Origin of the sequence: Halosimplex rarum (assembly GCF_047715405.1) — an archaeon.
Classification (GTDB): Archaea; Halobacteriota; Halobacteria; order Halobacteriales; family Haloarculaceae; genus Halosimplex; species Halosimplex rarum.
Genome location: NZ_CP180412.1, coordinates 3705793 through 3729811, shown reverse-complemented (window position 1 = coordinate 3729811; position 24019 = coordinate 3705793). Strand labels below are relative to the sequence as shown.

18 protein-coding genes, 3 tRNA genes and 3 rRNA genes are annotated in these 24019 nt (G+C 64.9%); 11 read left to right on the top strand and 13 right to left on the bottom strand.

Annotated elements, in window-relative coordinates; all coding sequences use genetic code 11:
* Positions 1-86: 86 nt before the first annotated feature.
* Together ACMGFH_RS17810 and ACMGFH_RS17805 are read right to left on the bottom strand one after the other, a co-directional pair.
* Positions 87-1862: a nitrite/sulfite reductase gene (locus ACMGFH_RS17810; RefSeq protein WP_415379812.1), complete on the bottom strand. Its 1776-nt coding sequence runs from the start codon at positions 1860-1862 to the stop codon at positions 87-89.
* 90 nt (positions 1863-1952) lie between these two features.
* Positions 1953-2291, bottom strand: coding sequence for a hypothetical protein (locus tag ACMGFH_RS17805; RefSeq protein ID WP_415379811.1), 339 nt, complete (start codon positions 2289-2291; stop codon positions 1953-1955).
* Positions 2292-2488: 197 nt separating this feature from the next.
* Between ACMGFH_RS17805 and ACMGFH_RS17800 the strand changes: the two genes are divergently transcribed.
* From ACMGFH_RS17800 to ACMGFH_RS17775, 6 genes are all read left to right on the top strand, one after another.
* Positions 2489-2626 (top strand): hypothetical protein, encoded by a 138-nt coding sequence (locus ACMGFH_RS17800; protein WP_274321743.1) that lies wholly within the window; start codon positions 2489-2491, stop codon positions 2624-2626.
* A 105-nt stretch (positions 2627-2731) separates the two neighbouring features.
* The gene (locus ACMGFH_RS17795) at positions 2732-3403 is read left to right on the top strand and encodes a hypothetical protein (protein WP_415379809.1); all 672 of its coding nucleotides are present in this window, start codon (positions 2732-2734) and stop codon (positions 3401-3403) included.
* A gap of 41 nt (positions 3404-3444) precedes the next feature.
* Positions 3445-3556 (top strand) — tRNA-Lys (locus tag ACMGFH_RS17790).
* A 301-nt stretch (positions 3557-3857) separates the two neighbouring features.
* On the top strand, positions 3858-4286 hold the full coding sequence (locus ACMGFH_RS17785) for a group I intron-associated PD-(D/E)XK endonuclease (RefSeq protein WP_415379808.1): 429 nt from the start codon (positions 3858-3860) through the stop codon (positions 4284-4286).
* 115 nt (positions 4287-4401) lie between these two features.
* Entirely contained in the window at positions 4402-5007 is a 606-nt protein-coding gene (locus ACMGFH_RS17780) for a hypothetical protein (RefSeq protein ID WP_415379807.1), read from the top strand.
* Between the two features lie 51 nt (positions 5008-5058).
* Complete coding sequence (locus tag ACMGFH_RS17775; protein ID WP_415379806.1) at positions 5059-5265, top strand: hypothetical protein; 207 nt, start codon at positions 5059-5061, stop codon at positions 5263-5265.
* Between the two features lie 146 nt (positions 5266-5411).
* On the opposite strand, the gene ACMGFH_RS17770 is transcribed toward ACMGFH_RS17775, so the two are convergent.
* A complete protein-coding gene (locus tag ACMGFH_RS17770) occupies positions 5412-6470 on the bottom strand; it encodes a hypothetical protein (RefSeq protein ID WP_415379805.1) in 1059 nt (352 codons plus the stop codon).
* A 456-nt stretch (positions 6471-6926) separates the two neighbouring features.
* On the opposite strand from ACMGFH_RS17770, the gene ACMGFH_RS17765 reads away from it, so the two are divergent.
* Complete coding sequence (locus ACMGFH_RS17765) at positions 6927-7928, top strand: linear amide C-N hydrolase (protein WP_415379804.1); 1002 nt, start codon at positions 6927-6929, stop codon at positions 7926-7928.
* A gap of 297 nt (positions 7929-8225) precedes the next feature.
* On the opposite strand, the gene ACMGFH_RS17760 is transcribed toward ACMGFH_RS17765, so the two are convergent.
* From ACMGFH_RS17760 to ACMGFH_RS17735, 6 genes are all read right to left on the bottom strand, one after another.
* Positions 8226-8301 (bottom strand) — tRNA-Cys (locus tag ACMGFH_RS17760).
* Between the two features lie 176 nt (positions 8302-8477).
* Positions 8478-8599, bottom strand: a 5S ribosomal RNA gene (gene rrf / locus ACMGFH_RS17755).
* Between the two features lie 116 nt (positions 8600-8715).
* Positions 8716-11638 (bottom strand): 23S ribosomal RNA (locus tag ACMGFH_RS17750).
* Positions 11639-11924: 286 nt separating this feature from the next.
* Positions 11925-11996: transfer RNA gene (locus ACMGFH_RS17745), tRNA-Ala, on the bottom strand.
* A 91-nt stretch (positions 11997-12087) separates the two neighbouring features.
* Positions 12088-13562: ribosomal RNA gene (locus tag ACMGFH_RS17740) — 16S ribosomal RNA — on the bottom strand.
* Together the 16S, 23S and 5S rRNA genes with 2 tRNA genes alongside form the textbook arrangement of a ribosomal RNA operon.
* Before the next feature lie 633 nt (positions 13563-14195).
* A complete protein-coding gene (locus ACMGFH_RS17735) occupies positions 14196-14543 on the bottom strand; it encodes a non-histone chromosomal MC1 family protein (protein ID WP_415379803.1) in 348 nt (115 codons plus the stop codon).
* 267 nt (positions 14544-14810) lie between these two features.
* On the opposite strand from ACMGFH_RS17735, the gene ACMGFH_RS17730 reads away from it, so the two are divergent.
* The gene (locus tag ACMGFH_RS17730) at positions 14811-15008 is read left to right on the top strand and encodes a hypothetical protein (protein WP_006882158.1); all 198 of its coding nucleotides are present in this window, start codon (positions 14811-14813) and stop codon (positions 15006-15008) included.
* A gap of 39 nt (positions 15009-15047) precedes the next feature.
* A complete protein-coding gene (locus ACMGFH_RS17725; protein ID WP_415379802.1) occupies positions 15048-16103 on the top strand; it encodes a quinone-dependent dihydroorotate dehydrogenase in 1056 nt (351 codons plus the stop codon).
* Positions 16104-16131: 28 nt separating this feature from the next.
* On the opposite strand, the gene ACMGFH_RS17720 is transcribed toward ACMGFH_RS17725, so the two are convergent.
* Both ACMGFH_RS17720 and ACMGFH_RS17715 read right to left on the bottom strand, forming a co-directional pair.
* Positions 16132-16926, bottom strand: coding sequence for an ABC transporter permease subunit (locus ACMGFH_RS17720; RefSeq protein WP_415379801.1), 795 nt, complete (start codon positions 16924-16926; stop codon positions 16132-16134).
* Positions 16919-17941 carry an ABC transporter ATP-binding protein gene (locus ACMGFH_RS17715; RefSeq protein WP_415379800.1) on the bottom strand — a complete coding sequence of 341 codons (1023 nt, stop codon included), beginning with the start codon at positions 17939-17941 and terminating at the stop codon, positions 16919-16921. Before ACMGFH_RS17715 ends, ACMGFH_RS17720 begins: the two co-directional genes overlap by 8 nt.
* A gap of 96 nt (positions 17942-18037) precedes the next feature.
* On the opposite strand from ACMGFH_RS17715, the gene ACMGFH_RS17710 reads away from it, so the two are divergent.
* A complete protein-coding gene (locus tag ACMGFH_RS17710; RefSeq protein WP_415379799.1) occupies positions 18038-18352 on the top strand; it encodes a MazG nucleotide pyrophosphohydrolase domain-containing protein in 315 nt (104 codons plus the stop codon).
* Between the two features lie 10 nt (positions 18353-18362).
* Positions 18363-19706 (top strand): bifunctional metallophosphatase/5'-nucleotidase, encoded by a 1344-nt coding sequence (locus ACMGFH_RS17705; protein WP_415379798.1) that lies wholly within the window; start codon positions 18363-18365, stop codon positions 19704-19706.
* 728 nt (positions 19707-20434) lie between these two features.
* Here ACMGFH_RS17705 and ACMGFH_RS17700 read toward each other — a convergent pair.
* Entirely contained in the window at positions 20435-22285 is a 1851-nt protein-coding gene (locus tag ACMGFH_RS17700; protein ID WP_415379797.1) for a phenylalanine--tRNA ligase subunit beta, read from the bottom strand.
* The gene (locus tag ACMGFH_RS17695) at positions 22285-23814 is read right to left on the bottom strand and encodes a phenylalanine--tRNA ligase subunit alpha (protein WP_415379796.1); all 1530 of its coding nucleotides are present in this window, start codon (positions 23812-23814) and stop codon (positions 22285-22287) included. The genes ACMGFH_RS17700 and ACMGFH_RS17695 overlap by 1 nt, the downstream gene beginning before the upstream one ends.
* Positions 23815-24019 lie beyond the last annotated feature (205 nt).

Below are 24019 nucleotides of genomic sequence, written 5' to 3'. Positions count from 1 at the left end.
CAGCTACTTAAACGGCCGTCGACTGGCAAAAGCCACCGCGCGGGCGTCACGGTCGAACCGGCGGGAGGAGAACTGAGAAAGTGCCCTCAGTCGTCGGCGGGGGCGAGCGAGTTGCCGTCGCCGTCGGTCGGGGCCGGCGAGTCGGTCATGTCGTCCTCGTCGGCGTAGGGGTACCACGTCATCTTCGTGTTGTGCATGTACGGGTCCTCGTAGCTGGTCTCCTCCGCCTCGGCCAGGTCCTGAAGCGTCTCCTCGTCGCGCTCGGCGACGAACTCGCGGAACGTCTGGCCCTCGGCGCGCTCGTCCTCGAAGGTGGCGAGCAGGTTCTCGATGTATCCCGGCACCTCGTCGGCGGGGACGCGCATCTCGACCCAGTCGGCGAAGTGGGGGTTCTCGCCGAGGCCGCCGCCGAGGCCGATGTCGAGCGCCTCGACCGGCTCGCCGTCCTTGCGCGTCTTCATGCCGCGCAGGGAGATATCGGCGATCTGCGGCTGGGCACAGGAGGCCGTACAGCCCGAGAGGTGGATGTGGAAGTCCTCGACGCCCTCCGGAAGCTCGACGTTGTCCTTGAGCCAGCGAGCGTAGCGGACCTGCCGGTTCTTCGTCTCGACGATGGAGAGCGAGCAGAACTCCGTCCCCGTGCAGGCGATGGAGCCGCGCATGAACGGGTGCGGGTCCGGCGAGTAGGTCTCCAGCAGCGGCTCGTCGAGGAACTCGTCGAGTCGGTCGCTCTCGACGTCCGTGACGATGATGTTCTGGCGCTGGGTCAGGCGGACCTCCCCGGAGCCGTACTCGTCGGCGAGTTCGGCGAGTTCGTAGACGTCGTCGACGCCCATCCGGCCGACGAGGACGTCGAGGCCGACGTAGTAGTTGCCGTCGGGCTGCTCGTGGACGCCCACGTGGTCGCCGTGTTCCTCGCCGCCGGCGTTGTACGTGTAGCTCTCGCGCATGTTCTCGCCGGCGCTTTCGAGTTCGAAGTCGACGAACTCCTCCTGGAGCACGTCGCGCATCTTCTCGGTCCCCCACTCGTCGACGAGGAACTTGATGCGGGCGTTGAAGCGGTCGTCGCGGTCGCCGTACTCGCGGAAGAGCGCCGACATGCCGTGGCCGATGTCCGCGGCCTGCTCCGGCGGCACCCAGACGTCGATAGACCGGGAGAAGCGCGGCTCCTTGCGGGAGAGCCCGCCGCCGACGCGGATGTTGAAGCCGAGCTTCTCCTCGCCATCGACCTCCTTCGTCGCCGGTTCGTAGGCGAGGTCGTTGATGTCGCCCTGGCCGCAGCCCTGGTCACAGCCGGTGACGGCGACCTTCCACTTGCGCGGGAGGTTCGAGTAGTCGTCGTTGCCCTTGAACGTCTCGTGGAGCTCCTCGGCGACCGGCCACGCGTCGATGTGCTCGTGTTTGTCCTTGCCGGCGACCGGGCAGCCGACGATGTTGCGCCACGAGTCGCCACAGGCCTGCTGCGTTCCGAGGTCGTTGGCTTCGAGCTTCTCGAAGATGTCCGGGATGTCCTCCAGTTTGATCCAGTGCAGCTGGATGGACTGGCGGGTCGTCCAGTCGCAGTAGGCGCCGCCGAACTCCGGGTTGTCGACCGGGCCGCGGGCGTACTCGTCGGCGATCTCGGCGACGACCTCCAGCTGTCCCGGTTCGAGGACGCCGTTGGGCGTCCCGATGCGCATCATGAAATACGACTCCTGTCCCTTCCGCTGGTGGTACAGGCCCCACCACTTGAAGCGCTCGAACCAGGCGTCGTGTTCGTCCTCCGGAATCGCGTCCCAGCCCTCCTCGGCGAACTCCATCAGGTGCTCGCGTATCTCGTTCCCGTAGATCTCGTCTTTCCAGTTTTCGACTTTCGTCGGCATTCGTAACTCTCCCAAAGCCATCCGTACTTATACGCGCGCGCATCTCGACAAGCAACCCCACCTCTCGTGCAAACCGGGCTTTGTTGCCGGTTATTCCGGGCGGGCGAGACGGTGCCGTCTGTCCGGAATGCGGACGCTCTGGGGGTCGATCGGCGAGAAGTCGCCGCTTTCGGGGTCGATGACGCGGCCGACCGTGATCCAGTCGGTGACGCCTTCGGTGCCGCACGTGATACAGCGGCCGGCGACCCGGGCCTGGACGTCCGGGTGGTCGACGCCGACCTCGGCGAATCCCTCGACGAGGAAGTCGGCCGTCTCGCAGGAACAGACGTCCTGCCGGGCGAGCGGCCACAGATCGCTGACGCTGATCCGGCGCTCGTCGTTGACGCTGATCCAGGCACCGTCGTCGAGCTGGTGAACGTCGGTGGTCACTGGTCGTCGCTACGCCCCCGATCACCCAGAGCCTGTCGGCCCGGTCAACACTCGCCGACAGTTCGACCGGCTCGGTGCCCGGATCCCGGCGTCCGAGATAGGTGAAGCGATTGCCGGTACGTCGAAGCCCGGGTAGCAATTACGGGAGCGCGCGGGGTTAAGGGGGAACGGGCAATAGGGAGGGACACGAAGCACAGATGACGCAGGCAACCGACACGCACGACGACGAAGCGCCCGAGCCGGACACCAGCCACCTCGACGACGTCGACGACGGCTGTGGCTGTGCCGAGGTCTGGGAGCACCTCTCCGAGGAGCGCGCGGAAGCCGACGACTGAGGGCGCAGTAGCCCGTCCCAGCGCGGCGATGGCCGCCGCGCGGGCGTGCGTTCCCCGTACCAACAGACGGGACCCTTTTGACACACCATTCCGAAGAGGCGAGTGATGAGCGACGAGGGACCAGGAGAGCCGCCGACTGACCGCGAGTCGCCGGTCGGCGCGCCAGTCATCCGCGGCGACCCGAGCGTCACCGGCCAGCGGCCCGAAGAGGCCGTCGAGTTCGACCCCGACGACCCGGAGAGCCTCGAGACCGCCGCCCAGACCGTCCGGCAGTTCGCCAGCGACGCCGCCGGCGAGGCCGACACCGTCTTCATGCTCCGCGGCGCCGCGGCCTGCGCCGCCCTCGTCCGCGGGGAAGGCTCCTACAAGGCCGCCGCCGAGCGCGCCGGCGGCGAGGCCACCGTCGCGTTCATCCGCAAGTGGTCCCGCGTCCACGACCTCCCCCGCTCGATCCGCAAGCACGTCGCGATGGGCGAGATCGCACCCACCGCCGCCAAACACATCGCTCGCGTCGCCGGCGCGGCCCGACTCCAACTCGCCTGGGCCGTCCTCGACCACGATATGACCGTCCGTCAGGTCCGTTCGGTCGCCAGCGACGTCAACGACGGCGTCCCCGTCGAACGGGCGCTCGCCGCGGAGGGGATCACCCTCGGCGAACTGACGATGGAACTCCCGCCGGAGATCTACCGGGAACTCCGCCGACGCGCCGCGCTGGAAGACGTCGAGCCCGACGACATCGTCGCGACGGCGCTCGAACGGCGCTTCGAGCGCGGGTGATCGTAAGGTCTTAACCCGAGTCTCTCTCAATCACAGACGAAGGGCCGGTAGCTCAGTTAGGCAGAGCGTCTGGCTTTTATCGTGGCTACGCGTTCGATCCGCGTGGCCGCGGGAGAGACCAGATGGTCGGGGGTTCAACTCCCTCCCGGCCCGTGTAACGAGCCACCGAGTTATAACGAGGTGGTGAGTGAACCGGCAGGAAGGAGTTGAACCCTGCCAGGGCCAGCCCGGAACGGCCGAGCGGAGCGAGGCCGCAGGCCCGGACCCTCTGGCTCCGGTTCAACTCCCTCCCGGCCCGTTTTTGCGGAATCGTCACGAACGGTACGAGCGACGGCTTAGAGTGGCTGCCCGCTGAACGGACGTTGAGGACGAAGAGACCGGGCGCCCGTGTCCTCATTGTTTCGATGGGACCTGTAAAGACCAACATTAAAAGGCATCCAATCAACCAAGCGACATGGCTGACGCAGATCCGAAAGAAAGGGGCGAAAAAAGCGAAGCCGCTGTCATCTATGAATTGATTCGGCGAGATATCACCGTCTTAGAGCCTTTCGGAGACAACGAAAGATACGATGTAGTAGTGGAAATAGATGGAACCTTCCACCGAATTCAGATCAAGACTGGGCGACTTGAAGATGGACGGATTCAGTTCGAGACCCGGAGTTCGGGAACGCTTACCCGAAAGGTCGAGAAAGAGGGATACAGCGGAGACATCGATTATTTTGCAGTGTACTCTCCTGACATGGAAGAGACGTTCATCGTCCCGGTTGCTGACGCGCCAGAGACGACGATGGGGCTCCGTGTGGAAGAAGCCGAAAAGCAGTCACCGAACATCAACTGGGCAGAGAACTACCAGATAGACGGATGGCACGAGCAGATATTTTGAGAGTGCACAACAACGATTAGCCACAATCAGCCGTTAAATCGCCTTAATTCGACGAAATCCAGCCTCACGAACGGGGCCCTATAATCTGCCCCGGCGCGTCGAATCGGACGCAATCATGAACCTCGACAGAGACACCGTCCGAAGCGCCGTCGGACCGGAGACGGTGGAATCGGCCAGCAAAGTTCTCCTCGGGACGGGCGCGCTCGTCTTCGTCCTCCTGCTCGCGTCCCTGCTGCCCGGGCTGGACCGCTTACTCCCGGAGACGCCCGTGACACTGACCGCTGTCATCGGCGCGCTGGCGACACTGGCAGTCGTCGGCTTGCTGCTGTACCTGGCGTCCGGACTGGCGGCGCTGACGCGACTGGCGCTCGACGGGCCGGCCGCGGTCGTCGAACACGTCGCGGCAGTCGTCCACTGGCTGGTCGTGCTCGTCGCCGCCCTCGTCGCCCACGCCGGGCTGGCACCGGCGGTGACGCCGCTGCTCGACGGCGCCCGCTGGACCTACGACGTGGCGTTCCTGCTGCTCGCGCTCGTCCCACTGGTGGTCGTCGCGGCCCGCCTCTCCGTCGCTATCGATCCGCTCGCCGAGCTGGTCGCCGACAACATCGCCGGCGATTCGGAACGTGCCGAGACGTCGGAGTCGGACGATGCTACGGCAGAACCCGGTTCGAGCGCGGACGCTCCCGACTGGACGCCCGACGGAGACCAGCGGTCGAACTGACGAGAACTTCGAACCACGAAGTTTACCACGGTGAGCCGCGAGGTGACGAGTATGAACGTCACGAACCGCTTCTCGGATCGGCTGGAGCCGGTCGGCATCGCCGTCGGCGTCCTGCTGGTGCTCGTCGCTCTCGGAACGCTTGCGGGCGCCCCGTGGACGACCAAGGGCGACATGCTCGCCTCTGCGATCCAGGTTGTCGGCGCCGTCGCGACCGCCGGCATCGGCGCGCTACTGATCTGGCTCAGCCGAACCGACTGAGTCCCGCCGCTTTTCCTCGTCAGTCAGTCGCTCTCGTCAGCCACCGTCATCAGTTCTGTGGGCGTCACCGTCGAGAGTCGCGCCGCTACGGTCTCTGAAGAAGATCCAGCGAAAATCGGCCGCAGTCGTCGCGCGTCCCGCCGCAGTCAGCCCCGAACGGGCAGGTACGCGGTCGCGAGCAGCAGGATGGCTGCCAGGAGACTGAGTTCCGCGATGCCCCAGAGGCCGACGACGCGGTCGTTGTACGAGTCGATCTCGTTCTCTTCCGCGCGGTACTCGTGGTAGCGCTCGTCGGTCTGTTCCAGCAGGACCGAGGAGTTGTCCTGGAAGTGCGCGAAGTACTGCTCGTCGCCGACGGTGAAGTTGGCTCCCTCGGAGAAGCTGATGGAGTTCGTCACCTCACCCGGGCGCGTCAGTTCGACGCTCTCGTTGGACACCGCATCGATGTCCGTCTCGTTGCCCTGGTAGACGAGCGTCTCGCCTTCCGAGATCGTGTGGCGCTCGACCGGCGGGAAGTACTCGTCGACCGGAACGTTGGTGTCGTTCGCGCGGTAGGTGACTTTCTCGATGCCGTCCTGCGTGATCGTCTCGTTGTACAGTGCCGGGTCCGCGTCGACCATCGCGCCGATGTCACGCTGCTCGACGAACACCGCGTCGGTCGGGTCGGACACGTTCTCGGTCTGCACGAGAAGCTGGTACGGACCGCCCCAGACGATCGTCGCCGCGTCCGAGTCGACGCTCGTCACCGTCGCCTCGTTGCCACGGTAGTTCACCGTGTCACCGGCGGCATAGCTCTCGTTGATCGACGCGTCGTCAGCCTGCGTGAGGGTGAACGTGCCGGCGCTCGCGTTGACGCTGACCTGATACTCGCTGTCGTTGTACTCGACCGTCGATCCGGCTTCGAAGGTCTGTTCCATGCGCGCGGACTGGTCCTCCCAGCGCACGTCAGTCACGGGCACCTCAGAGCCGTTGTCGATCGTGTTCGAGATGACCGCGGACTCGTTGACCCACGAGAGCTCGCCGCTCCCCGAGTCCGCCGAGGCGACGGTGAACTCGCGGTCGTCGAGCGTCACCGTGTCGCCCGCGGTGTACGCGTCGCCCTCCATGGTGATGGTCGGCTCTTCCGCCGTCTGGAGCAGGCCGTACGCACCGGCCCCGATGACGAGGAAGAATACGAAATATATCGCCGCGGCGCGTCGTTGCATACCCGGGTGGTCGGGCGCCCCCGCGTATAATGATTACCAATTCCGCCGAAACCAGGGGGTGAAACCGCCGCACGAATGTGTTCGCGTACCACGGATTTCCGCGCACTGGTCGTGGTGATGCTGCAGCTGCTTCCGTTCCCGCATCTCCTGTGTCATGCGGCGATCGGCTTCCTGTTCTCGGTCGTCGTGGGTCGAGCCTCGATCGCCGGCGGAGTATCCGACACGTGCTCTTCGGTCCCTTCCTCCTGAATCGGTTCTGCCCGAGATCGTGTATCAAGTAGGCCAGGTCGATCACGCCGGCGATCAGGCCGTACGTTCGCTTCCGAATTCGGAGGACGACTCGCCGCCCAGGGAGAACGCATTAATTTTCCAACATCGGACTTATTCTTCTGCTCGACGTGCCATCTGAATATGTCGTTGCGATGCAACGATCGGGGACCGGGAGAGGGACCGTAGATGTGTACGCGACTGGTGTATCTCGGACCCGAGGACGTCGTACTAACTGCGCGGTCGATGGACTGGCACAGCGACATCGGAACAAACGTCTGGGTGTTCCCACGAGGAATGGAGCGAACTGGCAACGTCGGTTCGGCCTCGATGGAGTGGACCGCCGAGTACGGCAGTGTCGTCGCGTCTGCGTACGACATCGCGACAACCGACGGGATGAACGAGGCGGGGCTAGTTGCGAACGTCCTGTGGCTCACCGAATCCGACTATCCCGATTGGAACGGTGACAGGCCCGGACTGTCGATTTCCCTGTGGGCACAGTACGTTCTCGACAACTTCGCGACAGTCGCCGAGGCCGTCGAGAACCACCGGAACGAAGACTTCGTCGTCGTCTCCGACGAGATCCCGGACGAAGGCCGGTTCGCGACCCTACACCTATCTGTCTCGGACGCTACGGGTGACAGCGCCATCTTCGAGTACGTCGACGGCGAGTTGCGGATCCATCACGAAAGAGAGTATCAGGTGATGACGAACTCCCCACCGTTCGACAAGCAACTCGCGCTCGACGAATACTGGTCGGAGATCGGTGGAACTGTCATGCTACCGGGGACGAATCGGCCGGCCGACCGATTCGCCCGTGCGAGTTTCTACGTGGACGCGATACCGCGGACCCAGAACCGACGAACCGCAACGGCGAGCGTTTTCGGCGTGATCCGCAACGTCTCCGTCCCCTACGGCATCAGTACACCGGACGAACCACATATCTCCTCGACGCGCTGGCGCACGGTCGCCGATCACCGAGACCGACGCTATTACTTCGAATCGGCACTCTCACCGACCGTCTTCTGGTTGGACTTCGATGGGATCGACTTCGCCGCAGATTCCGACGTTCGATCACTGTCGCTCGGTGAGAACCAGGCGAACGTCTTCGCTGGCGACGCCTCTGATGCACTCGTCGAGACTGAACCGTTCGCGTTTCTCGGCATCCCTTCTCCATCGGGTTGTTCTTAGCCGGTCCCGGGCTCACTACGGGCACGTTGGCAGTTCTAGACCCATCAGGCCCCGACGAGCACGCATTTGTTACCGGCGTGTTCACCGGAACGGCCACAGTGAATCGCGATACCGCGGTAGAATTACTTCATGGGCAGTACGCGCTGTTGTAGACGACACACATCGGGTGATCCACGAACTACCACCTCATTGCTCTTGGACGAGTCACGCGAGTCAACAACGTCCACAAGACGGAGTTATGAAATCCGCGAAGGCGTCTACTGTTGGCACTCTCCGTTCAGATTTCACGCTAATATAAGCCAAGGGCCGGATTTGAACCGGCGGTGGGCGGCTCTGCAGGCCGCTGCGTTCGGCCGGACTCTGCCACCTTGGCGCGTTCGACAGTATCCGCCTGCGTCGCTTAAGCCCATCGGATTCTGGCCCGTCCGTCGGTCGCTCCCATGAGCCCGATCGACACTGTCGGCACTCCCGAACTAAATACAGAAACCCTCGACCAGCGTTGAGACTGGTCGAGGGTAACGGGCCCGGCCGGATGTGGCCGGAGATGAATGGAGGCGGCGAATCAGGTTTCCCAGAGACTCTCGTACTCCAGTACTCGCCGAAACGCAGGCGGGCTTAACTTCCGTGTTCGGGATGGGTACGGGTGTAACCCCGCCGCTATGGCCGCCCTAACGCCGATCCGCGGAATCGAACCGCGCGTGGCCTGCGATCGGTGGTCTCCGAGACTGTGTATACGTGCGATCCAGATTGCGCCTGGACTCGTTCCGTCGAGTCACAATGCGGTTATGATTGGTGGCTTCGGTCAGTTAGTGCTCGCGGGCTAAACACCTCGTTGCCTCGGTGCGTACACCCCGAGTCTATCGAACTCGTCTTCTACGAGTGACCTCGGCGGTATCTCTTTTCCAGGTGGGTTTCCGGCTTAGATGCGTTCAGCCGTTACCCCGTGTGGCGTAGCTGCCCGGCAGCGCCCTCTCGGACGACCGGTACACCAGTGGCCACCATCCGTAGTTCCTCTCGTACTATACGGACGTTCCCGTCAGATACCAATGACACCCCCAATAGATAGCAGCCGACCTGTCTCGCGACGGTCTAAACCCAGCTCACGACCTCCTTTAATAGGCGAACAACCTCACCCTTGCCCGCTTCTGCACGGGCAGGATGGAGGGAACCGACATCGAGGTAGCAAGCCACTCGGTCGATATGTACTCTTGCGAGTGACGACTCTGTTATCCCTAAGGTAGCTTTTCTGTCAGCAATGGCCCGCATCGAGCGGGCGAATTGGTTCGCTAAACCACGCTTTCACGTCAGCGATCCTCGTTGGGAAGATCACTGTCAGTCCATCTTTTGCTTTTGCACTCTTCGCCGCGTTTCCGACACGGCTGAGATGGACTTGGGGCGCGCTCGATATCTTTTCAAGCGCGTACCGCCCCAGTCAAACTGCCCGGCTATCGGTGTCCTCCGCCAGGAGTGAGGGTCGCAGTCACTACCGGGTAGTGTTTCATGAGTGCCTCGGTGGCCCGCTAGCGCGGGTACCTGTGTAACGGCTCCTACCTACTCTGCACAGTAGCGACCACGTCCCAGCGACAGCCTGCAGTAAAGCTCTATAGGGTCTTCGCTTCCCCTTGGGGGTCTCCAGACTCCGCACTGGAACGTACAGTTCACCGGGCCCAGCGTTGGGACAGCGAGGCTCTCGTTGATCCATTCATGCAAGCCGCTACTGAAGCGGCAAGGTACTACGCTACCTTAAGAGGGTCATAGTTACCCCCGCCGTTAACGGGTCCTTCGTCCTGTTGTACCAGGTGTTCAGATACCCGCACTGGGCAGGATTCAGTGACCGTACGAGTCCTTGCGGATTTGCGGTCACCTATGTTGTTACTAGACAGTCGGAGCCTCCGAGTCACTGCGACCTGCCCCTTCCCGGGGCAGGCATCCCTTATCGCGAACTTACGGGACTAGATTGCCGAATTCCCTAACGCCGGTTGTTCCCGACAGGCCTAGGCTTTCTCCGCCATGGGCACCTGTGTCGGTGCTCGGTACGGACACCGTCCTCGTCTTTTCACGGGCCCCAGGTTGAACCGAATTTCTCTGTTCCGCCGTTCGTCCGCTTCGTGCCATTACGGCTTCCACGGAGTTGGACAGTTCGACCGGGCGATTGCCCGGCTCGGTATACCCCAGGGCGTCGACTTTGAGTGGACGGTGGCACAGGAATATTAACCTGTTTCCCATTTCGATCTGTGCGAGTTACGACAGATCTTAGGACCGGCTAACCCTCAGCTGACGAACAGTGCTGAGGAACCCTTGCCCTTTTGGCCGTCAGGATTTCAACCCGACTTTCGCTGCTACTATGACCAGGATTTTCGTTTCTAATCGGTCCACACGAACTCTCGGCCGTGCTTCCACCCGATCAGAACGCCGACCTACACAATCGCCCTCTTACGGGCGTGGTCAGGTATCGGTGGTGGACTTGAGCCCCGATCATTTTGGGCGCCTCAAACCTCGGCCGGTAAGCTGTTACGCTTTTCTTGGAGGGTAGCTGCTTCTAAGCTCACCTCCCGGCTGTCTAGGGCTTGAGACCACCTTCGATCGCACTTAGTCCACACTTGGGGACCTTAACCCGACTCTGGGTTGTCTCCCTCACGGTACACAGGCTTACCCCGCGCACCGAACTCCCTGCGTCGACAGCGTTCGTAGGTTCGGAGTTTGACAGCACGGCCGACCTCTCTCGAGGGCGGTCCGCGCAATCAGTCTCTCTACCCCACGAACTACCTCGGCAGGGGTAATGCTTCGACATTTTTCGGTCGGAACCAGCTGTTGCCGAACTCGATGGGCCTTTCACCCCTACACGTAGGTCACGAGAGGGTGTTGTAAAACACCAACTCTAACAGACCTCCACGTGCCTTTCGGCACGCTTCGTCTTGCCCACGCGTAGATCGTCCGGTTTCGGGTCGTGTCAGTTTGACTCCCCGCGCTTGAACACGGCGGCCCTGGTGCAAAGCACTGCGGCCATGTCGGTTTCCCTATGCCTTCCCCGATGAACGGGTTAGACTCGCCAAACAAACACACTCCCTGGTTCGTTTTTCAAAACGTACGACGGAACACCGGCTTCCCGTGGGTCCTACTGTATCCTCGCGGATAGGTCGTTTTCCACGGGACCTTTCGTGCCCCGTCGCTCCATCGCCACCTGATTTCAAGCCCTGTTTCGCCTCCCTTCTGAGGGTACTTTTCAGCGTTCGCTCGCGCTACTTGTTCGCTATCGGTCTCGAGGAGTATTTAGCCTTAGCAGTAGATGCCTGCTGTATTCACGAGGGATTTCCAACCCCCGCTACTCCGGAACCGGCACACGTCGTACTGGTTTCTGTTACGGGGCTTTCACCCTGTATCGCGCTCCGTTCCAGGAGACTTCACAGAAACGATCCGACGATGCAAGCCGGCCCAATACACCACATTGGCCGTGAGGCCTTCAGTTTGGGCTGTATCGCGTTCACTCGCGGTTACTGACGATATCTCGGTTGATTTCTTTTCCGACCGGTACTAAGATGTTTCAATTCCCGGCGTTCCCCATTGCGCGAAGCAATTGCGGTGGGGATTCCCATTCGGACATCCTGCGTTCTTCGCTTCCATGCAGCTCCCGCAGGCTTATCGCAGCTTGGCACGTCCTTCGTCGGCACTCGAGCCGAGCTATTCACCAGGTGGCATAGCAGCCACGTTAGTGGAGAAGGTCCGGTGAGGACCTTCAATGTGGAGGTCCGGTGAGGGACCTCCGAATGTGTGGAGATCCGGATGGATCTCCTACGTCATCGTTGGACTCGATGAACGAGTCCAGTGGACGCCTGGATCGCACGTACACACAGTCTCATTTGCACACCCACGAGTGAGGTGGTGTCTGCATCGACCCTTCCCATCCGCGTTCACACGGGATGGTGCACCGGTCTTCGTACTACGATTCGAACGGCGTGCCCCACTTAAGGGACACGGTTCGAACCGCCGTACGTGACATGGACCCACTGGGATTTGAACCCAGGGCCTCCGCCTTGCAAAGGCGGCGCTCTGCCGCTGAGCTATGGGCCCGTGTTAGCCCTGGTAGTTCGTAGGTGCCCGGACTGCGAACGGTCGGCGGACGCTACGTGTGGGCTGGGGCGTCGCCCCAGTCCCGGTCAGTAGGAGGTGATCCAGCCACAGATTCCTCTACGGCTACCTTGTTACGACTTAATCCCCCTTGCGGAGCCCAGATTCGACTCGGGTATCCGAGCCTCATCCGGACCCCACTCGGGTGATTTGACGGGCGGTGTGTGCAAGGAGCAGGGACGTATTCACCGCGCGCTTCTGACACGCGATTACTACCGAATCCAGCTTCATGAGGGCGAGTTTCAGCCCTCAATCCGAACTACGACCCGGTTTAGGGGATTAACGCCACCTCTCGGTGTTGTAACCCACTGTCCAGGCCATTGTAGCCCGCGTGTTGCCCAGCACATTCGGGGCATGCTGACCTACCGTTGCCCGTTCCTTCCTCCACGTTAGCCGTGGCGGTCTCCGTAATGTACCCAGCCACCACAAGGGTGCTGCTGGCAATTACGGACGCGGGTCTCGCTCGTTGCCTGACTTAACAGGATGCCTCACGGTACGAGCTGACGGCGGCCATGCACCTCCTCTCAATGGCTCCAATAAGGTCATCAACCTGATCTTCACTGCACATTGTCGGTGCTGGTGAGATGTCCGGCGTTGAGTCCAATTAAACCGCAGGCTCCTCCGGTTGTAGTGCTCCCCCGCCAATTCCTTTAAGTTTCATCCTTGCGGACGTACTTCCCAGGCGGCTCGCTTCTCGGCTTCCCTACGGCGCAGCGCAGGCTCGTAGCCTGCGGCACACCTAGCGAGCATCGTTTACAGCTTGGACTACCCGGGTATCTAATCCGGTTCGAGACCCAAGCTTTCGTCCCTCACCGTCGGGTCCATCTTCTCGAGGTGCTTTCGCCATCGGTGGTCCGTTCAGGATTACAGGATTTCACTCCTACCCCGAACGTACCCCTCGAGTCCTCTGGCCCCAAGCCGAACAGTTTCCGCTGGACGCCCACGCGTTGGGCGCGTGGATTTCCCAACAGACTTGCTCGGCCGGCTACGGACGCTTTAGGCCCAATAAAATCGGCCATCACTCGTGCTGCCGGTATTACCGCGGCGGCTGGCACCGGTCTTGCCCAGCACTTGTTCCTGTACCACCTTACGGTGCAGAAAAGCGAGGGCGTTGTATGCCCTCGCACTCGGAGTCCCCCTATCGCACTGTCGTGCAGTGTAAAGGTTTCGCGCCTGCTGCGCCCCGTAGGGCCCGGAATCTTGTCTCAGATTCCGTCTCCAGGCTCTTGCTCTCACAACCTGTACCGATTATCGGCATGGTGGGCCGTTACCCCACCATCTACCTAATCGGCCGCAGCCACATCCTACAGCGCCGGAACGTTTCCAGCTCTCGGCACTCCAGCCTGAGAGCTGTATCCGCTATTAGCCTCAGTTTCCCGAGGTTATTGCGGTCTGTAGGGTAGTTTGGCCACGTGTTACTGAGCTATTTGCTACGGGCCTGAACCCGTGCAACTAGCATGGCTAAGTCGGACTCCGATAGCAATGGCCTCCGGCAGGATCAACCGGAATGTCCCCTGCAGAGCAGGGGGGTTAGGCGGGAACACACTCGTAATGAGTGTGATCTCTATCGCTATCGTCGTGTAGCGTCCGGCGACACACGGTCACAGACCGGGTATCACCGAACTACCAGGGCTAACATCAGATTCCATCTGTACGGCGGACCGCAGGGGTGGAATCCTCATTCCTTCGGACCCTGATCTAAGCCGACGGCGATATATAACGCCTTCGGCATCAGACGGGTCCGACGGGCGGGTTACCGCAACCCGACCGGGCCGTTCGGTCGTCCGAGGGCCCGGCGGGGTCGTGTGCCCCGCGCCGCTTCGTACCAGATTCGATGGGGGTGTTTTACTTAAGGCCGTCGGATCGGCACCCGCTTCGTCACGGGGTTTCATGGGACGGGATCACAGGAGAACGGGGCCCACGGCGGCACCGCTCCCGGGTCGGAATGTCGCGTGGAAGGAGAGCGGCCGGTCATCCCGCGCGTCGCGCGCTCGGTCCGGCCGAGTGGAAGCCACGCGTGTGTCGCTCGGTGGCCGATCCCTATGTAGTTCACGCACGCGGACGAGTGTCCGCGCCGGCACCTGCCGCTCGGCAGCGATGCGTCGAGGAGGGTACTCGGAGAGGAGTGACCGCCTGACCGACTCAAATCTCGTCCAGGTGCTCGACGCCCTGTTTCGACACGTTGGCCTTCGTGATCTCGTCGACTTCGTTCATCCAGACGTCTGAGGGGTCGTCTGCGTCCCACTCGTTCATGTCGACGTCCGGCGGTGATTCCTTCCAGGACCAGCCCTCGTAGACGTGCACCTTGTGGGTGCCTTTCTCCCGTAGCCGGATCGACTCCCGATCCGCCGCCTCCTCGCTGCTGGCCGGGCTGAGTCGCCGCGCGGCCTTCAGTGCCGCCTGCCGAGGTGTGTTCCCCGAAAAGACGCTGTCTTCCTCGCCGTTCTCCGTCCTGAGCGCGAAGTTGCGCTTATCGCTGTCGGGTGCCATTGATTCGACCGCTCCATGCGAACCCAGCACATGATTCATTATAAAAATACCCCCGGATCGCGGCGCGTGCTGGCGGTTCGTTTATATACGCGGACCGAAACGACCGCGCGACCCGGTCGAACCGGCCCAGATTTCCGGGTCGAGTGACGGGAATTAATCTCGCGCGCGCCGATCGACAGGCCTCGCGGCCGACGTTCGGGCGGACACCCGGGCGCGCACGGTAGACTTAAGTGCATCCTGCGGCGAAGGGCCGAATAGGATAGCGCGATGGTGCGAAAGAAGAAGCTCAGCCCGAGTGGCGCCAAAGACGAGGACGGCGAGTACCACAACGTCCACATCAACATCCACGAGGACGAGCTGGCAGTCGCCGGGATGGAGATCGGCGACGAGGTGTTCGTCCGGGTCCGCGACAACAAGATCATCATTCAGAAAGCCGACCCGGACGACGTGGAACACGAGTTCTGACCCCGGGCCGGTCCAGCCCCGCTTCCGGGGCCTCCACACATGCACGCCTACGACATCGCCAAACCACTGTTGTTCTCACTCCCGGCCGAGACCGCCCACACCCTCGGCCACGGCGCCGTCAGGCTCGCCGGAACGCGCCCGTTCGGTCGGGCGCTCGCGCGCCACTACGCCGTCGACGACGACCGCCTGCGCGTCGACGCGTTCGGCCAGTCGTTCCCCAACCCGGTCGGGGTGGCCGCCGGCTTCGACAAGAACGCCGAAGCCGCCCGCGGGCTGGCCGCGCTGGGCTTCGGCTTTGTCGAGGTCGGCGGCGTCACCGCCGTCCCACAGTCGGGCAACCCGCGCCCGCGCATGTTCCGACTCCGCGAGGACGACGCCGTCATCAACCGCATGGGTCTCAACAACGACGGCGCCGCGACCGTCGGTCGGCGCCTCGCGAACCTGGACGCGCCGGTCCCCGTCGGCGTGAACATCGCCAAGTCGGAACACGTCGACACCGCGGGCGCGCCCGCGGACTACCGGGCCACCTACGAAGAAGTCGCCGCCGGGGGCGACTTCTTCGTCGTCAACGTCTCCTGTCCGAACTCCCAGGGGTTCGAGGAGCTGCAGAATCGCGAGGCGATGACGGCCATCCTCACCGAACTCCAGGACGCGGGGGCCGCGCCGCTGCTCGTCAAGCTCTCGCCGGATCTGCCGGAGCCGGCCATCACGGACACGCTCGATCTGGTCACCGAACTCGGGCTGGACGGCGTCGTCGCGACGAACACGTCCACGGAGCGTCCCGACACGCTCCGGAGCCCCAACCGCGTCGAGACCGGCGGGCTCTCCGGCGCGCCGATCGAGGCGCGCGCGACGGAGACGACGCGTTTCGTCGCCGAGCGGGTCGACGTGCCTGTGATCGGTGTCGGCGGCGTCGCCACCGCCGAAGACGCCTACCGGAAGATCCGCGCGGGCGCCAGCGTCGTCCAGCTGTACACCGCCTTCCTCTACCGCGGGCCGTCGATCGCCCGCGAGATCAACCGCGGCCTGCTCGACCTGCTGGCGCGCGACGGCTTCGACTCGGTCGAGGACGCCGTCGGCGCGGACCTGGACTGAGTCGCGAGCGAGACCCGTCGGCCGCCGCTTACTCGATGTCCGTCCGTCGGAAAATGACGACTGCGAGACCGACGAGCGCGAGCGTCGCGACGACGAGGACAAGCGCGTCGGCGACCGCGTACTCGCTCTCCCGGAGGACGGCGTTGGGGTCGACGTAGCGCGTCGGCGAGACGGCGCCGGCGGCCTCGTAGTCGGTGCCGGTCAGGAGCGACTCGCCGAAGAAGAGGGCCACGAGAACGCCCACTGCGGCGCGCTGGGCGAGACTCGCGCGGTCGAAGATCACGGAGGCGACCAGCCCGATGCCGGCGCAGGTCGTCAGATATGGAAGCGAGAGGAGGTGCAGCACCGCGACGTCGGCAGCGGGGACCGGATAGTCGACCGCGGCGGTCCCGAGGACGACCACCACGGGAACGACCGCCGAGAGCGCGACGAGCGGCACAGCGAGGGAGGCGAACTGTTCGAGCACGACGCGAGCGCGCGAAACCGGCAGCGAGAGGAGCATGTCCATCCGCTCGCGCTCGACGTCGGCGGCGATCAGCGACGCCGCGGCGTACGCGAAGTAGAGACCGACGATCAGCAGCCAGCCGAAGGTGTAGAGTTCGGAGGCGAGATACCCCTCCATGGTCGCGAGCGACTGGACGCCGAAGGCCTTCGAGAGCGCCTCGGGATAGGCTTCGAGTAACTGATCGATGTCGGATCCCAGACTCTCGGCGAACGTGGGGTAGACGAAGATGTAGAGAAGCGCGAACGCGCTGAGTGCAGCGGTCGCGACCGCTGCCCCGCGGATGCGGTGGCGCCCCTCGTAGCGGGCGATCTCAAGCATCGGGACCCCCGTAGAACCGCATGAAGACCTCTTCGAGCGGCGCCTCCTCGACGTCGAGGTCGATCAGCGTCAATTCGCCCAGGCGGTCGAGCAGCGCGTTCACGTCCCCGGTGAACGTGAAGGTACACTCCGTGACCGGGCCGTCGACCGGCGAGCGGTCGCCGTCCAGCGGAACGTCGCCGGCCGAAGGGTCGCTCGCTGGATCGGCATCCGCCGGAGCATCGACGGTCGAATCCCCGCTGTCGGCGCCGGACGCGGATCTCTCGGCGGTCGTGCTGCAGGACACGTCGTGGACGCCGTCGAGGTCGAACGCGGTCGCGCCGACGTCGCCCGCGACGCGCACACGGACGAACTTTCCGGTGCGGTGCAGCAGGTCCTCGACACGCTCGGTCGTCGCGAGGCGCCCCCCGCGGAGGATCCCGACGCGGTCGCACACACGCCGGACCTCGCTGAGGACGTGCGAGGAGAGGAAGACCGTCAGGCCTCGCTCCTTCTCGACGTCCACGAACTCGTTGAACGCCCGCTGCATGAGCGGGTCGAGGCCGCTCGTGGGTTCGTCCATGATGACGAGGTCGGGGTCGTGCATGAACGCCTGGACCAGGCCGAGCTTCTGGACGTTCCCCGTCGAGTAGTCGCGGACGTTGCGGTCGACGGGCGGGTCGAAGGTCTCCAGGAGTTCCTCACGGCGCTGCTCGCCTTTGATCTCCCCGTGGAGGTCGAGTATCTCCCGGCCGGTCACGTCCTCGTCGAACGCGGGATTGGCGGGCAGATAGCCGATCCGCCGCTTCGCGGCGATCAGGTCCGCTTCGTCGGTCACGTCGTGGCCCAGCACCGTCGCACCGCCGTCGGTGGGCGACTGGAACCCCATCAGCGTCCGGATGGTCGTCGTCTTCCCGGCACCGTTCGGGCCGAGGTAGCCGAACACCTCGCCCTCCGCGACAGAGAAGGTGACGTCGTCGTTAGCGAGGACCTCGCCGTAGTCCTTAGTGAGCCCCTCGACCTCGATTGCGGCCATGGCCCCCTATCCTCCCGGTCGCGGGATATAGCTACGGGCGGCCCCGGGCCTGCCGACGCCACCGGAGTTATGCCAGCGACGGTCGAACCGCCTCGCATGGACGCCCAGGACCGCGTCGCCGCGTTCGTCGACGAGCACGACATGGACGCCGACCCGGCCTACCGGATCCTCGATCTGACCGCCGAGATCGGCGAGATCGCCGCCGATGCCGCGAAGACCAGTGACTACGGCGCCGCCCCCGACGAGCTGGCCGTCAGCGAGGACGAACTCGGCGACGCCCTGTTCTCCCTGCTCGCGACCGCCGACGCCCTCGATATCGACGCCGAGGCCGCGCTAGAGACGTCCCTGGCGAAGTATGAACGCCGGCTGGACGAGTCGGGGGACGCGGGGTCCGCGGGGCCCCCGGGGTGACAGCCCGACGATGACCCCGCGACTCCTCCACTACTCCGATCTGGAGAACGCCTTCGACCGTCCCGAGCGCGTGGGCCGCCTCGTCGGCACGATCGAAGCCCGCCGCGGCCCGGAGACGCTGGTCGTCGGCACCGGCGACGAACTCGCGCCGGGTGCGCTCGCCATCGAGGAGCGCGGCCGTCAGACCCTCCCGTTCTTCGAGCGCGTCGAACCCGACGCCGAGACGTTCGGCAACCACGACTTCGACTTCTCGCTGGCCGAGACGCACGACGTGGTCGAACAGTCGGCGGTCCCGTGGGTCAGCGCCAACGTCCGCGTCGACGGGGAGCGATTCGCCGGCGTCGACCCCGCGACCGTCGTCGAGCGCGGCGGCGAGCGGGTGACCCTCGTCGGCGTGAGCGGCCCGGGCCTCGCGCTCTCCCGCGCTATCGAGGTGACCGATCCCGTGGTGGCCGTCCGGGAGGCCGTGGGGGACCTCGACGCGGACCCGGACTGGGTGGTCGTCCTCGCGCACACCGGCGACGCCGTCGCCCGCGAAATCGCTCGTGAAACCGCCGCCGACGCCGTGCTGGCCGGCCACGTCCACGACGTGACCCGCGACCGCGTCGACGGTACCCTCCTCGTCCGCCCCGGCGCCAACGGGCGCGTCGTCTGGGACGTGGAACTGACCGACGAGGGGGCGGCCGCGACTCGCCACGCAGTGCCCGACGGTCCACTCGACGAGACGATGGCCGCCGCCGTTCGCGAACACATGGCCGACACCGGCCTGGCGGAAGTGGTCGCGACCGTCGACGACCCCGTGTCGCGCGAGCGCGCCCGCTGTCTCCGCGGCGAGTGCGCGCTCGCCGCCCTCGCGACGGACGCCCTGCGCTGGGTCGCCGACGCCGACGTCGTCCACGTCGACACGCGCGGACTCCGGGACGGCCCGCCCATCGGCCCCGACGTGACCGTCGCCGACCTCCAGGGGATCGCCCCGTTCGAGGCCGGCGTCTTCGTCGCCACCGTCTCGGGCAGCGAATTGCGCTCGCTTGTCGACGAATCCGTCCACCCCGACGGCGTCGACGGCCGCGACGGCGAGGTCTGGACCGGGCAGTTTTCCGGGATCGAGATTCGGCGAGACCGCCGCGCAGACGAAACGGAGGTGTCGTTCGACGGCGATCCGGTGGGCCCGGAGCGGGAGTTGCGGCTCGCGACCAACGGCTACGTCGTCTACACCGACGAGTTCGAGACCGTCGGGCCCGAAGACGTTCGGGAGTTTCACGGCCTGCAGTACCGCGCGTTCGTCGAATACGCCCGCGGTGTGGACGATTTGACAGTCGAACCCGACGGCCGAATCGAGTACGTGGACGGGTGAGTGACTGGAGTCGATGAGTGAGAGTGACGAGACGAGTGCGGTGGCGCGCGCTGGCGAGCGTGCCCGAACACCGTGAGGGCCGCGAGGCGGAGCCGTGCGAGGGATGAGCATCGCAGCGAACGGAGTGAGCGAGACGCGCAGTCGGTTGGGGAGGCATGAGGCGCGGTGCTGTGGTGGATCAGGCCGGGAATGAAAGGGGCGACGTGGTCGTCGAGCGAGACGACGTAAGCACCGGAACGGAGTGAGGAGCGTGGTTCGAGAGAGCGAAGCTCTCTCGTCATCCCGAAAATCGGAGATTTTCGGAGACAGCGAGTCGCAGCCGCCGACCACGTCGGGGCTTTCAGCGCTCTTCGATCCCTGATCAGGAGTTGAAAGCCCCTGACCGTTCGAGTCGGGCGGCTCGCTGCGCGCTTCCCTCGCTTCGCTCGGTCCAGTGCTTACGTCGCCGGCCTTCCTCGAACGGACAGCCCTTTCAGTTCCACCCGGATCAACCACTGCACCGCGCCTCACGCCTCCCCAACCGATTGCGGTGTCGTGCGGGCGACCCGCGGGTCGCCCGCACGGCCCGAGGGACCTTCGGTTCCTCGCTACTCATCCCTCGCACGGTACTGTCGCGTCGGGCGAGAGCTCCGCTCTCGCTGACCCTCGTTCGCTTCGTTCACGAGGAAGACAAGACTCGCGACAGCGCGCACCGCAAAGAACGTCGAAAACGTCGAGAAGCGTTCCAGTTACTCCCGAAGCGCGTCCAGATCGAACTCGAAGGCCGCCACGGGCACTTCCAGGTCGTACTCGACGAGCACCTTCGGATGGACTTCGCCGATGACGCCGACTTTCTCGCCGTCGATGACGACGTCGGCGGTGCGGCCGGAGACGAACGACGGGTGCTCAGTCGGCGGGGTCGCGAGTTCGACGTCGAACGAGCGACAGAGCGCCTGGAGGCGCCCCTTGGCGTCCTCGTAGGAGGCGTCGTGGCGGGCGAGCGCGGCGGCGACGGTCTGGCGCTCGGCCATCTTCGTCGCCTCGTCGCCGTCCTGCTCGGCGGCGAAGCCGACCTCAGAGAGGTCCTGCGGATAGGAACGATGGGTGTTGTTCTCCAGGACGAGCATCACCGAGGGGAGCGCCCAGGTCCGGACGATCTCGTAGTCCTCGCTGTAGGGTTCCTGGATCACGGCGGGGTCGCCGGCCCCGAGCACATCGCTGCCGCGCTCGCGGTTCTCACCGCTCGCGCCGTCGCCGGAACTCCGTTCCGGCCGCTCGACGTCGAGGCGGTCGTAGTTCGCCTCCTCGCTGATGAGGTGGAAGTTGAGCAGGTCCTCGAACCCGAGGCCGACGAGAGCCGTCCGGGCCGCTCGCTCCAGCCGGGAGCGCTCGTGGCGACCGCCGACGGTGGAGACGTCGGGGTAACGGGGTTCGAGTTCGTTGAAGCCGTAGGCGCGGCCCACGTCGTCGATCACGTCGACGGGGTGGAGCACGTCGACGCGGTAGGGCGGGATCTCGACCTCGTAGGTGAGGGCGTCGGTGTCCGTGTCGGGGTCGACGGCCACGACGCCCAGCCCGGCCCGTTCCAGCAGTTCGACGACCTCCTCGCCGTCGAGGTCGATACCGAGCGTCGACTCGACGTCGCTGTGGGCGACGGTCTTGGTCTTGGTCTCGAACAGCGGGCGGGTGAGCGTGTGGCCGGCGTAGTCGCCGGAGGCGTCGTCGGCGTACTCGACGTCGACCTCCTCGACGCGGCCGCCGCGGGCGTCGAGCGCGTAGCAGACGATCGACAGCATCTGGTCGATCGTCCGCTGGTCGGTGCCGGTCATCTCGATGAAGAGATCTCGGGAGTCGGTGGTCACCTCGGTCCGCTTGCCGTTGATCACCGGCGGGAACGAGAACAGCCCGATGTCGTCGTAGATGGCCGGCATCCGCTCGTAGCTCTCGACGAGGTCGGCGAACTTGTGGGCGGTGTGGTGGCCCATCAGCACCTCCTGGGGGTTCATCTCGTGGTTCTCCTCCAGCGGGACGAACGTGTCCTCGCGCTTGCCGATGCCCGTGTACCTGACGGATTTGCCGCCCGGGGAGGCGGTCTCGGTCCGCGGGTCGTCTTCCTCTTCGGGCGTGTTCTCGCCGCCGGTGGCCGCGACCTGGCCTTTGAGCATGGTCAGGTCGTGGACGCCGATGGCGCCCTTGGCGCGCTGGCGCCCCATCGTCGCGTGGAGCTTCTCCTGGAGCTGGATGAGCGACTCCAGGGCGGCCTCGTCCATGTCGAGCCCGCGGACGACGGCGCCCGTGACGTACGGGCGCTCGTCGGGCACGTCGGCGTCGACCTCGATCGTCCACTCGGCGTCGTTCGTGTTGGGGACGTAGACGCCGCGGTCGTCGCCGTACTGGTAGCGCAGCGAGCGGGCCACGCCCTCCACGGACAGCCGGTCCAGCCGGTCGGGGGCGAACTCCAGTTCGAACTCGCCGTCGTCGGTCTCGCCCTCGTATTCGAGGCCGAGCGCGAAGAGATCCTCGCGGAGTGCGTCGTCGTCTTTGTCGTCGTGGCCGGTCAGCTCGCGAAGCTCGTCGGGATCGATCTCGACGGTGGGCATCAGTACACCACCTCCTCGTTCCGCAGGAAGTCGAGATCGACGAGCGTCCCGTGGACGTCGCGGATATCCTCGGCGCCGGTGGCGAGCATGAACAGCCGCTCCAGGGCGAGCCCCCAGGCCATCACGTCGGCTTCCACACCCAGGGGTTCGAGCATCTCCGGGCGGAAGATGCCCGAGTTGCCGATCTCGATGAGTTCCCCAGTTTCAGGATGGCGGCCGAACAGCTCGAAGCTCGGCTCCGTGTAGGGGTTGTAGTGGGGCTTGAACTCGACGTCGGTGATGCCGAACTGCTCGTAGAACTCGGTGAAGGTGCCCATGAGGTCACGGACCGACAGGTCCTCGGCCATCACCCACCCCTCGATCTGGAAGAACTCCAGCAGGTGGGTCGCGTCGAGCGTGTCGTTGCGGTAGGCCTTCTCGATGGAGAAGTAGCGCTGGGGCGGCTCGATGTCGCCCTCGGCGACGCCGGCGAGGTGGCGCACGGAGAGGTTCGTCGTGTGGCCGCGCAGGGCGAGCGCGCGGGCGAAGTCCTCGTCCCAGGGGGAGTTGTACCCCTCGCCGTCGGGGCCGACGCCGTTGCGGTGGGCCGACTCGACGGCCTCGACGAGGTCGTCGGGGAGGTCCTCCCGGTCCATTCGGGCGGGCTCTTCGAGCGCGAAGCGGTCCCAGTGGTCCCGGGCCGGGTGGTCCTGGGGCATGAACAGGCAGTCGTGGATGTAGAAGTCCGCGTCGACGTGGGGGCCCTGCATCTCCTCGAAGCCCATCCCGACGAGGACGTCCTTGACGCGCTCGGACATCTCACGGAGCGCGTGCGGTTTGCCGCCGTGGACCGTCTCGGCGTCCGCCTCGACGTTGTACTCGGCGAACTCGACCTCCTCCCACTCGCCGGAGGTCAGCAGTTCGGGCGTCACCTGCCCGACGGTCTCGGCGACTTCCAGCCCCTCCATCAGGGCGGTGACGCCCTCGTCGGTCAGCGCGATCTCGAGGACCGTGTGTTCGCGTTCCTCGAGGAGCCCGCGGCGTTCGAGCCCGGCGACGGCCTCCTCGTCGACCTCGTCGGAGTCGACGTCGCCCTCCTCGCCGCGCAGCGTCTCGAGGAGCGCGCGCTCGGGGTCGGCCTCGAGGTCGTAGTCCTCGTTGACCTCGATTGTCCCGCTGTCGATAGTGCCCATGCCCTTCCGGGCGAAGTTCGAGAGGGCGATCTCGACCTGGTCGTCCTCCAGGCCCCCGCGGCCGAGGGCCTGGCCGAGTTCGATCGGCTCCTCGTGGGCGTCGTTCGAGAGGGCGCCGACCCAGAGGGTGTGTTCGGGCAGCCCCTCGTAGGCGTACTCCTCACCTTCGTCGGTGAGCACGAGATCGGTCTCGGTGCGCTCGGAGACGGTGAGCAGCCCTCGCTCTTCGAGGTCGAAGGCGGCGCCGCGGACGGCGGCCTCCTGCTCACCGGTCTCGTCGGCGATCTGTTCGACTGGTGTGGGGTCGTCCGCGCTCGCGGCCTCGAGCACGGCGACCTGCGTTTCCGGGAGTTTCATTCGTTGTCGCTGTATCTGCGTGGTCGTCAGTTAACGATTCTTGTTGCGCCGAGCGCGTCGGTACGGACGGCTGCGCGCGGGGAGCGCGGATCGGCGCCGATCGGGCGGATCGACGCCGGTCGGCGTGGACGGTTTCCGCCGGGGCCACCGGAGTCCGCTTCGACACGGACCGTTCGGGCCCGGGCGTCCGCCGTCCGTCAGGCGC

What these genes read in the sequence shown, in the direction of transcription:
- ACMGFH_RS17810 (WP_415379812.1), bottom strand. Translation starts at nt 1,862, where the DNA reads ATGCCGACGAAAGTCGAAAACTGGAAAGACGAGATCTACGGGAACGAG.
- ACMGFH_RS17800 (WP_274321743.1), top strand. Translation starts at nt 2,489, where the DNA reads ATGACGCAGGCAACCGACACGCACGACGACGAAGCGCCCGAGCCGGAC.
- ACMGFH_RS17795 (WP_415379809.1), top strand. Translation starts at nt 2,732, where the DNA reads ATGAGCGACGAGGGACCAGGAGAGCCGCCGACTGACCGCGAGTCGCCG.
- ACMGFH_RS17785 (WP_415379808.1), top strand. Translation starts at nt 3,858, where the DNA reads ATGGCTGACGCAGATCCGAAAGAAAGGGGCGAAAAAAGCGAAGCCGCT.
- ACMGFH_RS17780 (WP_415379807.1), top strand. Translation starts at nt 4,402, where the DNA reads ATGAACCTCGACAGAGACACCGTCCGAAGCGCCGTCGGACCGGAGACG.
- ACMGFH_RS17775 (WP_415379806.1), top strand. Translation starts at nt 5,059, where the DNA reads ATGAACGTCACGAACCGCTTCTCGGATCGGCTGGAGCCGGTCGGCATC.
- ACMGFH_RS17770 (WP_415379805.1), bottom strand. Translation starts at nt 6,470, where the DNA reads ATGCAACGACGCGCCGCGGCGATATATTTCGTATTCTTCCTCGTCATC.
- ACMGFH_RS17765 (WP_415379804.1), top strand. Translation starts at nt 6,927, where the DNA reads ATGTGTACGCGACTGGTGTATCTCGGACCCGAGGACGTCGTACTAACT.
- ACMGFH_RS17735 (WP_415379803.1), bottom strand. Translation starts at nt 14,543, where the DNA reads ATGGCACCCGACAGCGATAAGCGCAACTTCGCGCTCAGGACGGAGAAC.
- ACMGFH_RS17730 (WP_006882158.1), top strand. Translation starts at nt 14,811, where the DNA reads ATGGTGCGAAAGAAGAAGCTCAGCCCGAGTGGCGCCAAAGACGAGGAC.
- ACMGFH_RS17725 (WP_415379802.1), top strand. Translation starts at nt 15,048, where the DNA reads ATGCACGCCTACGACATCGCCAAACCACTGTTGTTCTCACTCCCGGCC.
- ACMGFH_RS17720 (WP_415379801.1), bottom strand. Translation starts at nt 16,926, where the DNA reads ATGCTTGAGATCGCCCGCTACGAGGGGCGCCACCGCATCCGCGGGGCA.
- ACMGFH_RS17715 (WP_415379800.1), bottom strand. Translation starts at nt 17,941, where the DNA reads ATGGCCGCAATCGAGGTCGAGGGGCTCACTAAGGACTACGGCGAGGTC.
- ACMGFH_RS17710 (WP_415379799.1), top strand. Translation starts at nt 18,038, where the DNA reads ATGGACGCCCAGGACCGCGTCGCCGCGTTCGTCGACGAGCACGACATG.
- ACMGFH_RS17705 (WP_415379798.1), top strand. Translation starts at nt 18,363, where the DNA reads ATGACCCCGCGACTCCTCCACTACTCCGATCTGGAGAACGCCTTCGAC.
- ACMGFH_RS17700 (WP_415379797.1), bottom strand. Translation starts at nt 22,285, where the DNA reads ATGCCCACCGTCGAGATCGATCCCGACGAGCTTCGCGAGCTGACCGGC.
- ACMGFH_RS17695 (WP_415379796.1), bottom strand. Translation starts at nt 23,814, where the DNA reads ATGAAACTCCCGGAAACGCAGGTCGCCGTGCTCGAGGCCGCGAGCGCG.